The organism is Aeromonas sp. 603757 (assembly GCF_049171255.1).
Taxonomy (GTDB): domain Bacteria; phylum Pseudomonadota; class Gammaproteobacteria; order Enterobacterales; family Aeromonadaceae; genus Aeromonas; species Aeromonas veronii_A.
Genome location: NZ_JAAKOE010000002.1, coordinates 121,279 through 134,480, shown reverse-complemented (window position 1 = coordinate 134,480; position 13,202 = coordinate 121,279). Strand labels below are relative to the sequence as shown.

12 protein-coding genes are annotated in these 13,202 nt (G+C 59.4%); 3 read left to right on the top strand and 9 right to left on the bottom strand.

The features are described 5' to 3' along the window. Positions 1-154: 154 nt before the first annotated feature. The 6 genes from G5332_RS02445 to G5332_RS02420 all read right to left on the bottom strand — a co-directional run bounded on the left by G5332_RS02445 (position 155) and on the right by G5332_RS02420 (position 7,179). Complete coding sequence (locus G5332_RS02445; protein WP_421259226.1) at positions 155-1,072, bottom strand: ABC transporter substrate-binding protein; 918 nt, start codon at positions 1,070-1,072, stop codon at positions 155-157. A gap of 83 nt (positions 1,073-1,155) precedes the next feature. Beyond that, complete coding sequence (locus G5332_RS02440) at positions 1,156-1,959, bottom strand: ABC transporter ATP-binding protein (protein WP_266135547.1); 804 nt, start codon at positions 1,957-1,959, stop codon at positions 1,156-1,158. Next, a complete protein-coding gene (locus tag G5332_RS02435) occupies positions 1,959-2,996 on the bottom strand; it encodes a FecCD family ABC transporter permease (protein ID WP_100645521.1) in 1,038 nt (345 codons plus the stop codon). Before G5332_RS02435 ends, G5332_RS02440 begins: the two co-directional genes overlap by 1 nt. Before the next feature lie 7 nt (positions 2,997-3,003). Next, positions 3,004-4,020 (bottom strand): FecCD family ABC transporter permease, encoded by a 1,017-nt coding sequence (locus G5332_RS02430; RefSeq protein WP_421221399.1) that lies wholly within the window; start codon positions 4,018-4,020, stop codon positions 3,004-3,006. 109 nt (positions 4,021-4,129) lie between these two features. Continuing rightward, positions 4,130-6,097 (bottom strand): TonB-dependent receptor domain-containing protein, encoded by a 1,968-nt coding sequence (locus G5332_RS02425; RefSeq protein ID WP_421259227.1) that lies wholly within the window; start codon positions 6,095-6,097, stop codon positions 4,130-4,132. A gap of 278 nt (positions 6,098-6,375) precedes the next feature. Next, the gene (locus G5332_RS02420; protein ID WP_421249355.1) at positions 6,376-7,179 is read right to left on the bottom strand and encodes a siderophore-interacting protein; all 804 of its coding nucleotides are present in this window, start codon (positions 7,177-7,179) and stop codon (positions 6,376-6,378) included. Positions 7,180-7,491: 312 nt separating this feature from the next. Between G5332_RS02420 and G5332_RS02415 the strand changes: the two genes are divergently transcribed. Next, positions 7,492-9,009 (top strand): HD domain-containing phosphohydrolase, encoded by a 1,518-nt coding sequence (locus G5332_RS02415; RefSeq protein WP_216954328.1) that lies wholly within the window; start codon positions 7,492-7,494, stop codon positions 9,007-9,009. Positions 9,010-9,109: 100 nt separating this feature from the next. Here the strand turns inward: G5332_RS02415 and G5332_RS02410 are convergent, their stop codons facing one another. Both G5332_RS02410 and dnaQ read right to left on the bottom strand, forming a co-directional pair. Continuing rightward, positions 9,110-10,372, bottom strand: coding sequence for a TIGR03503 family protein (locus G5332_RS02410; RefSeq protein WP_216953221.1), 1,263 nt, complete (start codon positions 10,370-10,372; stop codon positions 9,110-9,112). Further along, on the bottom strand, positions 10,369-11,103 hold the full coding sequence (gene dnaQ, locus G5332_RS02405) for a DNA polymerase III subunit epsilon (protein ID WP_058055867.1): 735 nt from the start codon (positions 11,101-11,103) through the stop codon (positions 10,369-10,371). The genes G5332_RS02410 and dnaQ overlap by 4 nt, the downstream gene beginning before the upstream one ends. A gap of 79 nt (positions 11,104-11,182) precedes the next feature. On the opposite strand from dnaQ, the gene rnhA reads away from it, so the two are divergent. After that, on the top strand, positions 11,183-11,647 hold the full coding sequence (gene rnhA, locus G5332_RS02400) for a ribonuclease HI (RefSeq protein WP_005353268.1): 465 nt from the start codon (positions 11,183-11,185) through the stop codon (positions 11,645-11,647). Here the strand turns inward: rnhA and G5332_RS02395 are convergent. Further along, complete coding sequence (locus G5332_RS02395; protein WP_005361718.1) at positions 11,635-12,357, bottom strand: methyltransferase domain-containing protein; 723 nt, start codon at positions 12,355-12,357, stop codon at positions 11,635-11,637. The genes rnhA and G5332_RS02395 overlap by 13 nt on opposite strands. A 72-nt stretch (positions 12,358-12,429) precedes the next feature. Here G5332_RS02395 and gloB point away from each other — a divergent pair, with 72 nt between their 5' ends. Further along, positions 12,430-13,194 (top strand): hydroxyacylglutathione hydrolase, encoded by a 765-nt coding sequence (gene gloB / locus G5332_RS02390; protein WP_421171792.1) that lies wholly within the window; start codon positions 12,430-12,432, stop codon positions 13,192-13,194. Positions 13,195-13,202 lie beyond the last annotated feature (8 nt).

The following is a 13,202-nucleotide window of genomic DNA, read 5'->3' as shown; positions in this document are numbered from 1 at the left end:
TGCAGCAATTCACACATTAATCAATAAACGAAAGCACTCTTTTGCGAATGAGCCAATAAAAGAAATTAACATCCACATTAATGAACCACTGATAGATAGATACTCTATCTGTGGTTCATTCGCACAGATTTCATCCCTCAGATAACGCGCTCGTTCAGCTGCGGGTTGCCAGCAACTGCTCCACATCCTCGATCACCTTGAGAGCCGCCTGTGGGCCGCCGCTGGAGGTCCAGAGCGACCCGTCCACGGTGCCAAAGCGCTTGGCCTTGATCACCGGCAACTGCTGGAACGCCGGGGTCTGCTCCGCCTGACGCATGGCATCCACCGCATCGCCGCTGGCGCTCAGGGTACCGACCACCAGCCAGTCGGCATCCAACAAGTTGAGGGACTCCAGACTCAGCGCCGGTGAATGGGGCGCGCCAGTCCCCTGTTGTTTGCCCGGACGCACCAGCCCCATCGATTCAACCACGCTGCTGGCAAAGGTGCCCTGATACATAAAGCTCGGCCCCTTGGGGTTCCAGCGCACTATGCTGATGCTCTCCCCCTGATGTTTGGCCAGCTTGCTGCGGGCCTGAGTCAACCGCTCGGCATACTGCAGCAAGAAAGTATCCGCTTGCTGGTCGCGGTTGAGGGTGTGGGCGGTGCGGCGGAAGCTATCCTGCCACGGCTCACCCCACTTGCTGGTCAACACGGTCGGCGCGATCTCCCCCAGCAAGGTCAGCAGCTCGGGACGGGTCTGGCCAGTCAGGATAAGGTCGGGCTCCAGCGCAATCAGCGACTCCAGATTGGGGCTGTCGAGATCGCCGATCACCTGGATCCCCATGCCCGCCTTGTTCAGCAAATAGCGAGGCAAGGTGGGTTGACCACGGCCATTGACGGCGCCGATGGGGGTCAGCCCCAGGGTCAGGGTGCTGTCGAGTTCGAGCTCGCTCAGCACCACCACCCGCGTTGGCTGGACTGGCACCTGCACCTTCTGGCCAAACGCATCGGTCACTTCACGCATCTCCTGCGCCTGAACCAGCGGCGCGGCCAGCATCAGGATGGCTGCTGCCAGGGCGGCAAAACGCTTCATCATCTCACTCCTTCTCGTTGCACGGCCCGGATAATCGGCCGCGTGAATACACTCGGTGGGCCCACAGAGCAGGCCCATATGGCTCAACTCGCCGAACGCAGGGCGCAGCCATGTTCGTGGCGACGGGGCACGATAATGGGCGCCCCGTCGCCGGGGGCATGCAGAATGTCGACACTGGTCTGGTAGAGCCGGTCGATTAGATCCTTGGTCACCACCTCCCGGGCCGGGCCCATGGCGGCAATGGTCCCCTCGCCGATGGCGATCAACTCGTCACAGTAACGGGCCGCCATCGCCAGATCGTGGATCACCAGCAGCACGGTTTTGCCCTCGGCGGTGATGCGATGGATCGCCTCCATCACCTCGGTCTGGTGACCGATATCGAGGGCACTGGTGGGCTCGTCGAGCAGCACCATGTCGCTGTCCTGCGCCAGGATCATCGCCAGCCACGCCCGCTGTGCCTGCCCGCCGGAGAGGGACGCAGCGCTCTGCTGCCAGATCCCCTCAAGCTGCATTCGCTCGCAGGCAATACGCACCATGCGGGCATCCTCCTCACCCCACTGATTGAACCAGCCCTGATGAGGGTGACGGCCATACTGCACCAGCTGCTCCACCAGAATGCCGGCAGGCAGGGTGGGCCGCTGGGGCAGATAGGCGAGCTCCCGCGCCAGCCCCTTCATGGGGTAGCTGGCAAGCGGCTTGCCTTTGAGCAGGATCTCGCCGCGTTGGGCTTTCATCTGGCCAGATAGCAGCTTGAGCAGGGTCGATTTGCCGCAGCCGTTGGGGCCGACGATCCCCACCAGCTTGCCCCTCGGCACGCTGAAGGAGATGTCCCGCAGGATGGGAGTCTGCTGATAGGCGAAGTGGAGGCGATTTACGGTGAGCGTCATCAGTCAGCCCTCTGGCGATCGTTAACGAGAAGAAACAGCAGCAACAGGCCACCGAGAATGCGGGTCATGATACCGGTCGCCACCTCGTGGGGGCTGGCCAGCCCCCGAACCAGGGTATCACTGGCAAGCAGCAGCAGGGCGCCGCTGAGTGCCGCCAGCCAGAGCGGCACCACCCGGTCTTTTACCAGCCAGGAGGCAAGAATGGGGGCCGCCATGGCGATAAAGACCACGGGGCCGCCGATGGCGGTGCCGAGCGCCGCCACCAGAATGGCCTGGGCCAGAATGCCCAATTGCACCCGATCGCCGTTGACGCCAAGCCCTCTGGCCATCTCGGGGCCAAAGCGCAGCACCGCCAGCGAGCGGGAGAGATAGACGATCCACGGGCAGAGCAGCAGCAACAGGATGGCGATGGGGGTGATGGTGCTGTAACCCACGGCGATAAAGCTGCCCATATTCCACAAATAGAGGGAGCTCAGGTGCAGCAGGGCCTGAGTGGACATCACGAACTGGCCGAGCGCCTCGAACAGCTCGGAGAGGCCGATACCGATCACCACGAACAGATAGCCCTGCTCACCCGGTTTGCGGCAGAGGGCATAGAGCACCAGCGCCGCGAAGATGGCGCCGATGGGGGCCGCCCACCAGGGCCAGCTGCCCACGGTCAGATAGAGGGAGAAGATGATGATGGCCAGAGAGGCGCCGTTGTTGACCCCCACCATGTCGGGTGTGGCCAGCCGGTTGCGCACCAGCGTCTGCACCAGACAGCCTGAGAGCCCCATTGCGGCCCCCGCCACCACCACCCCAAGGATGCGCGGCAGCCGGATCTTGAACAGGGTGAGCTGCTCAAGCCGCGTCCCCTCCCCCATCAGGGTGTTGACCACCCCGGCAAAGCCGAGCTTGCCGCCGCCAACGCTCAGGGCCAGCAGAGCCAGGGCCAGCAACGCCACGGCCAGCAGAGCCAGCCCGCGCCAGCTTGGCAGATGGAGCAGCAAAGAGCGGTTGCCGGCCCGCAGGCAGAGCATATCGGTAGGTGTACGCATCAACCCCTCACTTGACGGTCAGCAGGGTACGAAAGCCCCCGCGATGAACAATGGCGATCAGCACAGGTGCGCCAATCAGGGCCAGAATAACCCCGTTGGGCAGCTCGAACGGCTGGATCAGCCAGCGCGCCAGAATGTCTGCCAACAGCAGAAACAGCATGCCGAACAGGGCGGAGAAACAGACCTGCACCGACAGCTTCACCGGCTCCACCAATCGGCCACAGTAGGCGGCCAGAAAGCCGACAAAGCCGATGGGGCCGGCGATGGCGATGGCACTGGCGGTAAACAGGGTGGCGGCCAGCAGCACGCCAATCCGCACCCGGTTAGGGCGGATCCCGAGCGCCTGGGCCTGACTGTCCCCCATCTGCATCAGGGTCAGCTGGCGACAGAGCAGCAGGGTGATGACAAACGCCGCCAGCACGAAGGGCAGCACGGCGATGATGGCATCGAGATTGGCCGCCGACAGGGAGCCGAGGTTCCAGAAGCGGTACTGCTCCAGCACCATCTTGTTGGAGAGCAGCAGAAAGCTGGAGAGACCGCCGAAGGTGGCGGAGAGCGCCACCCCGACCAGAATGAGCTTCAGCGGGTTGGAGCGGCCAATCATCATGCCAAGCCCCAGCACAATCACGTTGCCGAGCAGCGCACCGAGTCCGGCCCAGAGCAGATAGCCGTAGGCGGACTCCACCCCGAACCAGGTGAGCCCCACCACCAGCGCAAAGACGGCCCCGGCGTTGACGCCGAGCAGGCCGGGCTCCGCCAGCGGATTGCGGGTCGCGCTCTGCAACAAGGAGGCAGCCAGAGATAAAGAGGCGCCGACCACCATGGCACAGAGGGTGCGCGGCAGTCGCAAGGTATTGAGCACCATGGCGAGCTTCTGGTCGCCAGCCCAGCGGGCATCCCCCATCAGGTAGCCGAGCACCTCGCGAGCACCATAGACACCCGCACCGGTGGCGAGCGAAAGAGAAAGCAGTACGAACAGGAGGAACAATCCCAGCCAGAACAGCGAGGTCTGGTCTCTAAACACCCTTTAACTCCTTATGATTGCAATGCCATCTTGTTGACACAAAAGCCGTCATCCGAGGTGATACCGTGGCAACAACGGAAGCCCGCCAGTGCGGGCTCCCGCTCAGCCATTACAGCTTGTAGGCCACACCGGCATAGACAGTGCGCCCGTCGAGGATCTGATCGGCCTCGGTGGCAACCCAGTCACGCTTGGTATTGGTCAGGTTGTTGAGCCCGAACTTCAGATCCAGTGCCCGAGTGGCGTTCCAGACTGCCCCGATATCCAGGGTGTGGAATCCGGCGGTGGTGTCATAGGTGGTGCCGCTCATGCGCGGAACCGGAAGGATCTGGCTGCCGGTGTAGTTCCAGCCGAGCTGGGTACTCAGGCTCTCGATGACCTGCCACTCCAGCTTGGCGTTGACGGTATGCTCCGGCGTCCGATAGAGATCCTTGCCGCTGGTCTTGTCCTCCCCGTCGATCAGGGTGACGTTGCTGGAGAGGGTCAGGGCATCGGTGATATCAAACCAGCCGCTCAGCTCCACCCCCTTGATGCGGGCCTTGCTGACGTTCTGATAGGTCATCACCGCCGGACGCCAGGTGGAGGTCCATGCCTCGCTCTGGATCTTGTCCTTGATATCGTTGTGGAAGACGGTAACCCCGGCGCCCCAGAACGAACCATCATAGGCGGTGCCCAGCTCGTAGCTGACGGCGGTTTCCGGCTTCAGATCCGGGTTGCCCACCACGGCGCAGCGACCGCGACAGGCGGCTACCGCATAATCCGGGTTGGACTGGGCAATGGTCGGCGCCTTGAATGCCTTGCCAATGCCGCCCTTGACCACCCAGTTGTCAGTCAGGCTGTAGAGGGCATAACCGCGGGGGCTGAACTCGGTGCCATAGGTCTCGTGGTGATCGACTCGGCCACTCAGGGTCAACGCCAGATCGCCAAAGCCAAACTCATCCTGCAGATAGAGCGCGCTCTGGTTGACGCTGACATCGCCCCCCTTGAGGTTGACGTTATGCTTGAGTTCGGTGATGCGGTACTCGGCACCGCTGGTCAGCAGGTGGCTGCCCAGATTGCCGCTCAGCTGGCCATCAAAGGTGTGGTTGGTCTGGCTCACATCGCCGCTGGTCTTGCTCAGCGCCGTCATCAGTTCGGAGTCATCAAAGAGATCAACCTGCTCGAAGGCATAGCCGACCCGGCTGTCGAACTGATCCCAACGGCCGACATGGGTGGCATTGAGCCCCAGTCGCTCCATCTGCTGGATATTGCGCGGCGTCTGGCCGTAGTTGTTCCAGTGGGCCTCCCGATCGTCTTTGGCGTAGTTCATCCCCACATCCAGATCCTGACGATCGTCGATCAGCCATTTGACGTTGGAGAGGATCCCCAGCTTTTCACGCTGCTCGATGGCATCGGCCTTGGGGTTGATGCTCTGCTCGCTCTGCCAGGCATCCCTGTGGTTCCCTTCTACCACCAGGTTGGCCAGCAGCTTGTTGTCGATCAGTGCCCCGCCCACATAGGCACTCGCCTTGTTGATAGTCCCGCCGTGACCGTCGGTGGGGTCGCTGAAGGTATAGGTGGCCGCCGCTTCGGTCTTCTCCCCGGGTTGGCGCAAGATGACATTGACCACCCCACCCAGCGCATCTGCGCCGTAGAGGGAGGAGATGGGGCCACGGATCACTTCGATACGCTCGATGGCCGCCATGGGGATGGCGGAGAGATCGAAATCATTGCCATAACCGGAGGTAAGAGCATCGCGGGAGCTGATACGCCGCCCATTGACCAGCAACAGGGTGTAATCCCCCTCCAGCCCGCGCAACTTGATCTCGCTGCGGCCGTAGCTGGTAGCAGGGCTGATATTGACCCCCGGCAACTGTTTCAGAGCGCCGGTGAGGTCATTGACATTGAGCTTGTCGAGCTCGGCCCGAGTCACCACAGAGACGCTGGCCGGGGCGGTCAGCTCGCTGTGCCGGGTTTTACTCGCCGTCACCACCATAGTTTCATGAACGGTGACAGGCGCAGTCCCTTGGGCCAGAACTGGCAGGGCAAAAAGGGACAACACCAGCGGATGCACTGCAAATCGTCGGGATGATGTACGCATCATCAACACTCCACATAAAACAACCAAGGCCAACACCACCGACATCCCTGTCTGACCTCGCCAGACCCGGTGCAAAGTGATGGAGTTCATTGGCATGAACAGTCGTCCATGCCCCATCACCCCGAACATCAGTGCATTACGGCAGGCCCTGCGTTGTGCTATGCCACTCGCAGCCATCAATAACAAAAGCGCCGTACCGACTGACATCGGGACGGCGCAATACTAAATGCAAATCATTTTTATTTGCAAGAGTGAATCAGGTATTCTTTCGCATCCGCTTAATTATCCATCACATCGTGGCGAGTCTGGTGATAGGCCTCTTCATTCTTGCCCCGGCGCCAGTACGGCACGGCGTAGAGCGACTGGCGATCCACCTCGAGCACAGACCGAAAATGGCGGCGCAGCGGCAGCACCAGCGCCTCTTCCCCACCCAGCCAGAAGAAGCCACCATCGCGCACCAGCGGCAGAGCAATCACATGCTCCAGCAGGCCGCTGGACTCGGGCTCGCCGACAAACCAGTGACAGCGCACCCCGACCGGCAGCGTCAACGGCTGAGCATCGGCCTGATCCGGCACCAGAATCGCAATTTCCCCTCTGGCATCGGCAGGCATCACCTCGCACATCGCCATGATGGCGGGCAAGGCGGTGAGATCCCCTACCAGACAGTAGTGATCGGCCGGTTGCAGCATAGGGTTGGGACCACCCGGCCCGGAGAGGATTACCTTCTCTCCCGGCTTGGCATGGGTAGCAAAGGCGCTGGCGGGCCCGCCGTCACCGTGCAGCACGAAGTCGATATCAATTTCCTGCTCATCACGGCGAAACGCGCGGATGGTGTAGGTGCGGATCACCGGCTTGTCAGCCGGGTCACTCCAGCGCGGGCCGCTCGGGGTCATTGCAGGCAGCACCGGCTCTACCTGATGGGGCTGGGCCAGCATCACCTTGATATGGGCCCCACCGCAGGTGAAGGGATAGTCAGCCAGTTCGCTGCCACCAAAGGTGATACGACGCAAATGGGGGGTGATCTGGGTAATGGCTTTGACAGTCAGCAGACGGGGACGATTGGGAGGCAGAGATGGGGACACAATGAGGCTCCTCGTTGAGTGTGTTGCCTATGCTACACACAAATGGGAATCACTATCAAATGCGATTATTTCTCGTCTATCCGGCTCAAACATCACTAATCACTACCATCAGCCCCCGAACAGAGAAACGGGCTTATGCACGCTAGTCCCATGATTGGACGAAGAAAGCAGCCGGACAACAACACTGTCACGCAGGGTTCCATTTGCCTATTTCGACCATAGTTTTTCGAGATCAAATTTTATTTCTCAATAAGTTTCCTATCCTTAGTGAAGCAGTTAATGTAAGCACAGGATGCCAAACAGGATTGTATGATGGATGACCAGATCCTGATTATTGATGATGACGAGCTCTCCCTCCCCGACGCGCAGCAAGCAGGCTGGAGGGTGATGATTGTTGACGATGAACCGGAAGTGCATCGCATCACCAAGATCACTTTAAACAAATTCGAGTTTGACAATCGTCCCATCGAGTTTCTGCATGCCTATTCGGCTGCAGAGGCAAAAAAATTGCTGGCCACCACCCCGGATGTTGCACTGCTGCTGCTGGACGTGGTGATGGAGGTCGATCACGCCGGTCTTGATGTTGTCAAATATGTCCGTGAAGAGCTGCAAAACAAGATGGTACGCATCGTGCTGCGTACCGGCCAACCCGGCCAAGCGCCGGAAGATGACGTGGTGACCAACTACGACATCAACGACTACAAGGATAAAACCGAGCTCACCTCCCAGAAGCTGCGCACCCTGCTGCGGGCCAGCCTGCGCTCCTATCGGGATATCCGCACCCTGGAAAGCAACCGGCAAGGGCTGGAAAAAGTCATCGAAGCCTCCAAGGGGATCTTTGAGAAACGGGCGCTGCGTCAGTTTGTCGAAGGCGCCCAAGAGCAGCTGAGCGCCCTGCTCCATCTGGGAGAGACCCAGATTTACGATGTAAAACAATATGCCTACGAAGTGAAGGATCAACTGCTGGAGCCCCTGCTGCCAGGTCATCCCCCGGTGCGGTTGACAGAGGCACCCGAGATACTGCGTCAGGCCATGACCCGGGGCTGCAATATCTACAACACCAACCAGATGGTGCTCTACTGCCAAAACCCGCGCCACCACCTGTTGTTTCATATCGAGACCACTCGCCAGCTCAGTCAGATCGATACCAGCCTGCTGACCCTGTTTACCGAAAACATCATAGTGGCACTTGAAAATATCCGGCTCAACGAGGTGATCGCCGACAACCAGCGGGAGATCATCTATCGCATCGGCGAACTGGTCGAAACCCGCTCCAAGGAGTCAGGGTTACACGTCAAACGGGTCGCGCTCTACACCGAGCTTTTCTGCCATCTGCTGGGGATGAGCGAAGAGCAGAGCGAGCTGGTTAAACGGGCCTCACCACTGCACGACATTGGCAAGGTGGGTATTCCCGATGCCATTTTGCACAAACCGGGCAAGCTGACCCCGGAAGAGTGGGAGATCATGAAAACTCATGCCCAACTCGGTCAGGATATGCTCTCCGGCAGCGATCTGGCGTTGTTCCAGATTGGCGCCACCATAGCAGGCAATCACCATGAGAAGTGGAATGGCAGCGGTTATCCCCGCGGTTTGAAGGGGGCCGATATCCCACTGGAAGGACGGATCGTGGCACTGGCCGATGTGTTCGATGCCTTGGGTTCGGATCGCTGCTACAAGAAAGCGTGGCCGCTGGACAAGGTGCTGGCCCTGATTGAAGAGGAGAAGGGGCAGCATTTCGACCCCCAGCTGGTCGAGCTGATGATGGCCAATCTGGACAAGTTCCTCGAAATCCGCGAGCAGAACAAGGATGTCTATATTGGCGATCACTGATTGCTGCCAATCCCTTATCCTAAGGGTTCGAGCTAAAAAACCGCCCTGCTTATCGAGGGCGGTTTCTTCTCTCTGGTGTATCGTTTTTCCCGAGTCTGGGCTACTGCTCTGGCAAATTGAGATCCAGCTTGGCTGCCGGTTGGCCGTTTTGTTGATTTTCAGCCTGAGCTGCTGCTAGCGCACGTTTAAAAGCACGCCGTTTTTGCATCACCACAAAACCTGCGCCTCCCAGCAACACCAGTAGTACCCCACCCCCAACCAGAACCCAAAGTAGCCACCCCATTCCCTCTTCAGGCTGCTCTTCGGTAGACTCGGCGCTGGAGGCCTGAGCGGCTGCTGATGCCACCTCTGCGGGAGGCGGAGGGGGCGGAAAGATATTGAAGGTTTTCACCGGCAACTCGATCTTCAGCTCGCGCCCCAGACGAGTGGTGCCATAAAGGGTCGCTTTCACCTCATGCTGACCGACCTCCTTGATGGCAGAGAGATCGATATCAAGCTTGGGCTCACTGGCCGTCTCGCTAAACTCGTAGAGGCCACCCACATTGCTGGTGACACTCCCCTTGATCGCGACAGAGGCCGGATCCAGTTCATCACGATCGATCAGCAGCGACAATTTGGCGCCCAGCTCTTCCGAAGGGGGTGTCAGGTTATAGCTGAACGGATAAGGATAGAGCAGCACATCCTGATAGCGGGCTCGGACAAACACCTGATTACCTGTGCTGAACATGGCGCGGTATTTGCCGGCGGGAATATCCTGTAGTGTCACTTCCGCCGTCATGATGCCGTCACCCGGCACTTCGTCCAGCCCCTTGCCATCATCGCGATAGTGGCCAAGTACTTGATCCAGCACGACCTCTTTCTTATCGGCATCGCTGAACGATTGCAGCTTGACGGTCATGCCAAGATCAGAGAGATAGTATTTATCTTTCGGCGGCTGACCATTGATCAGCAACCACGCCTTGAGCTTGACCACCTCCCCCTGATAGAGCTGCATCGGCAGGGCGGCGATATCGAGCCGGATATCGGAGAGAATGCGCACCCGGTTGTCGGGATCCACCTCGCCAATCGCCTGCCAGGGGCCCGGCATGGGATTGCGCAGGGTAATGAGATCATGCTCCGGCAGCGCCAGCCAACCCACATCTGCGGGTTTGACCTTGCCCACGTAAAGCTTGCTGCCATCGGGGCGAACCAGGATCACGGACGGGGTGCCCGGCTTGCGCTTGATGATGAAGGTGATCTCCTTCACGCCGTAATCGATGCGAAAGCGGTTATCCAGCAGCGGAATATCGGAAGGGGCAAATACCTCGGTCGCCATCGCCCCCAGCGAGAGCAACAACAGCAGACCGGCACACCACTTGCTCATTGCCGCCACAGACAACTTCCTCCCTTTTTCTGTACCAGATCCAGTCTCGCCTCGTGCAGGGCCTGAACCTCGGCACTGGCACGCACCACCTTGAGGGCGGGTCGGTTGCTCTCCAACCGGCGAATGCTGGTGTCCTGATTGCTTTCGTTTTCGTTGCTCTCGGTAGCCAGATTGAGTTTGGTCTGGCCGCCGGTCATCAGCAGGTAGACGTCCGCCAGGATCTCCGCATCGAGCAGAGCCCCGTGCAGGGTACGGTGGGAGTTGTCGATACCGTAACGATCGCACAGCACATCCAGGTTGTTGCGCTTGCCGGGGAAGAGATCCCGCGCCATCGCCAGGGTATCTGTGATGGTGCAGATATCCGCCGTCTTGAAGTTGAGTCCGAGCTTGCTGAACTCGTAGTCCATGAAGCTCACGTCAAACGGCGCGTTGTGAGCGATCAGTTCGGCGCCGCGGATGAAGTCGAGGAATTCATCGGCAATCTGGCTGAACGACGGTTTGTCACGCAGAAACTCGTCGGTGATACCGTGTACCTGGATCGCTTCCGGGTCAACCAGACGATCAGGCTTGATATAGACGTGATAGTGGTTACCGGTCAGCTTGCGGTTGATCACCTCCACACAGCCGATTTCGATAATGCGGTGCCCCAGATAGACAGGGCCGCCCGCCGTATTCATACCTGTGGTTTCAGTATCCAGAATGATCTGGCGATTCAGTTGGGGTGTGTTCATGATCCAATCTATGTCAAACTTCGGCTTTACTTACTCGCTAGTTTACCCCAAGCCTCATGTTAAAACAGATTGATTGCTCATGTTAAAACAGATTGATGTCTATACCGACGGCTCCTGCCTCGGCAATCCGGGCCCGGGTGGTTACGGGGCCGTGATGGTCTACGGCAAGCACCGCAAAGAGATTTCCGCCGGATTCAAGTTGACCACTAATAACCGGATGGAGCTGATGGCCGCCATCATGGGGCTGCGCACCCTCAACGAACCGTGCAAGGTGCGCCTCACCACCGACAGCCAGTATGTCCGCCAGGGGATCACCCAGTGGATCATCGGCTGGAAGAAGAAAGGGTGGATGACAGCCAACCGGCAACCGGTCAAAAACGTCGATCTCTGGAAGGAGCTGGATGCAGAAGTGGGTCGCCACCAGATTGAGTGGCTCTGGGTGAAGGGTCACTCCGGCCACCCGGAGAACGAACGGTGTGACGAGCTGGCCAGAGAGGCCGCCTGCGGCAAGGATCTGGCCGAGGATACCGGCTACCAGCCCTGACGGGCCATTCCCGGTGTGGCGAGGGACTTTGGCAGTTGCCAGCGCCGCCGCACCGGGATCAGTGGAAAGCGCCGTTTACGGGCCGCAATCACGTATACCGATGCAAATGCCCTGCAATAATCCCGCCCGATACTCTCTCGCCACCAACTGTGCCAACTCTGTTTTCCCATAAACGAATAACCAAAGCGCTCGTCGAACATCACCTCGCATCCCAATAGATGCAACCAGTCCGTCACCCGCCCAGGGGTGAACATCCGTGCCGACCAGGGCATTCTGCGCCGCAAGAACGGCACACAGTGACCGATCCCGACCAGACTCATGGGGTTATAGCCACTGATGATCAGCCAGCCATCGTCGGTCAACACTCTTTCGGCTTCGCGCAACACTTGGTGGGGATCGGCGGAGAAATCAAGGCAGTGGGCCAGCAGGCAGGCATCGACGCTGCCGGTCCGTACCGGTAGATCGAGGGGGTCGCCATACATGTCGAGCAGCCGCCCACCGGGGGCGACCCCGATCTGGTGGCGAATGGAGGAGCGTTTGCAGGAGAGCTCGGCGCTCAGGGCGCCAATTTTCAGCAGATGATACCCAAACAGATTGGGGCACCAGTTGTCGAGCCGATCCTGGATCTCGGCCGCCACCCAGTCCCCCATAGGCAATGCAGACCAGCTGGTCGGGATCTCGATTTGTTGTTCGGTACGTGCCACCTGCATAATAGGGCTCAACTCGGGGTTTCGAACGCCATCCTGTTATATAAGATACCCTCCCTAAAGAGAAGCAGACTCATGTATCCAGTGATCACAGTTCCAGCCTTTAATGACAACTACATCTGGTTGATCCGCCACGAAAATCACTGTCTGGTGGTCGATCCGGGCGATGCCGCACCCGTGCTGGAGCGGCTCGAGGCATTGGGGCTGGTGCTCGATGCCATCCTGCTGACCCATCACCATCACGACCATGTCGGGGGCGTCACCGACCTGCTTGCCCACTTCCCCCACGCCCGGCTCTATGGCCCCAAACTTGACCCTATGCCGGATCACCACGGTCAGTGGCTGGAAGATGGCGATCAGATCAACTGGCACGGCCTCGCCCTCGAGGTGATCCATGTGCCCGGGCACACCCGTGGCCATATCGCTTACTATGGTAACGGCATGCTGTTTTGTGGCGATACCCTCTTCTCGGCCGGTTGTGGCCGCCTGTTTGAAGGGACGCCGGAACAGATGTACCACTCGTTACAGCGCCTTGCCGCCCTGCCCGACGAGACCCTGATCTACTGCGCCCATGAGTACACACTCTCCAACCTGCGCTTTGCCTATGCAGTTGAACCGGACAATCCGGCGATCCGTGATCAGATCGGACTGATCAGCAAACTGCGGCAACAAGGGCTGCCAAGCCTGCCCACCCGGCTGGAGGATGAGCGCAAGTTTAATGTTTTTCTGCGCTGCGAGCTCGATTCGGTAAAATTTTCTGCTGAAAAGAAGGGGCTAAAATGCGTGGAAAATCCGGTAGATACCTTCACCATCCTGCGTCAGTGGAAGGACGTTTTTTGAACAAACCT

Excerpts from the sequence above, each read along its gene's own strand:
- G5332_RS02445 (WP_421259226.1), bottom strand. The coding sequence starts at position 1,072 with ATGAAGCGTTTTGCCGCCCTGGCAGCAGCCATCCTGATGCTGGCCGCG.
- G5332_RS02440 (WP_266135547.1), bottom strand. The coding sequence starts at position 1,959 with ATGACGCTCACCGTAAATCGCCTCCACTTCGCCTATCAGCAGACTCCC.
- G5332_RS02435 (WP_100645521.1), bottom strand. The coding sequence starts at position 2,996 with ATGCGTACACCTACCGATATGCTCTGCCTGCGGGCCGGCAACCGCTCT.
- G5332_RS02425 (WP_421259227.1), bottom strand. The coding sequence starts at position 6,097 with ATGCGTACATCATCCCGACGATTTGCAGTGCATCCGCTGGTGTTGTCC.
- G5332_RS02415 (WP_216954328.1), top strand. The coding sequence starts at position 7,492 with ATGGATGACCAGATCCTGATTATTGATGATGACGAGCTCTCCCTCCCC.
- G5332_RS02410 (WP_216953221.1), bottom strand. The coding sequence starts at position 10,372 with ATGAGCAAGTGGTGTGCCGGTCTGCTGTTGTTGCTCTCGCTGGGGGCG.
- dnaQ (WP_058055867.1), bottom strand. The coding sequence starts at position 11,103 with ATGAACACACCCCAACTGAATCGCCAGATCATTCTGGATACTGAAACC.
- rnhA (WP_005353268.1), top strand. The coding sequence starts at position 11,183 with ATGTTAAAACAGATTGATGTCTATACCGACGGCTCCTGCCTCGGCAAT.
- G5332_RS02395 (WP_005361718.1), bottom strand. The coding sequence starts at position 12,357 with ATGCAGGTGGCACGTACCGAACAACAAATCGAGATCCCGACCAGCTGG.
- gloB (WP_421171792.1), top strand. The coding sequence starts at position 12,430 with ATGTATCCAGTGATCACAGTTCCAGCCTTTAATGACAACTACATCTGG.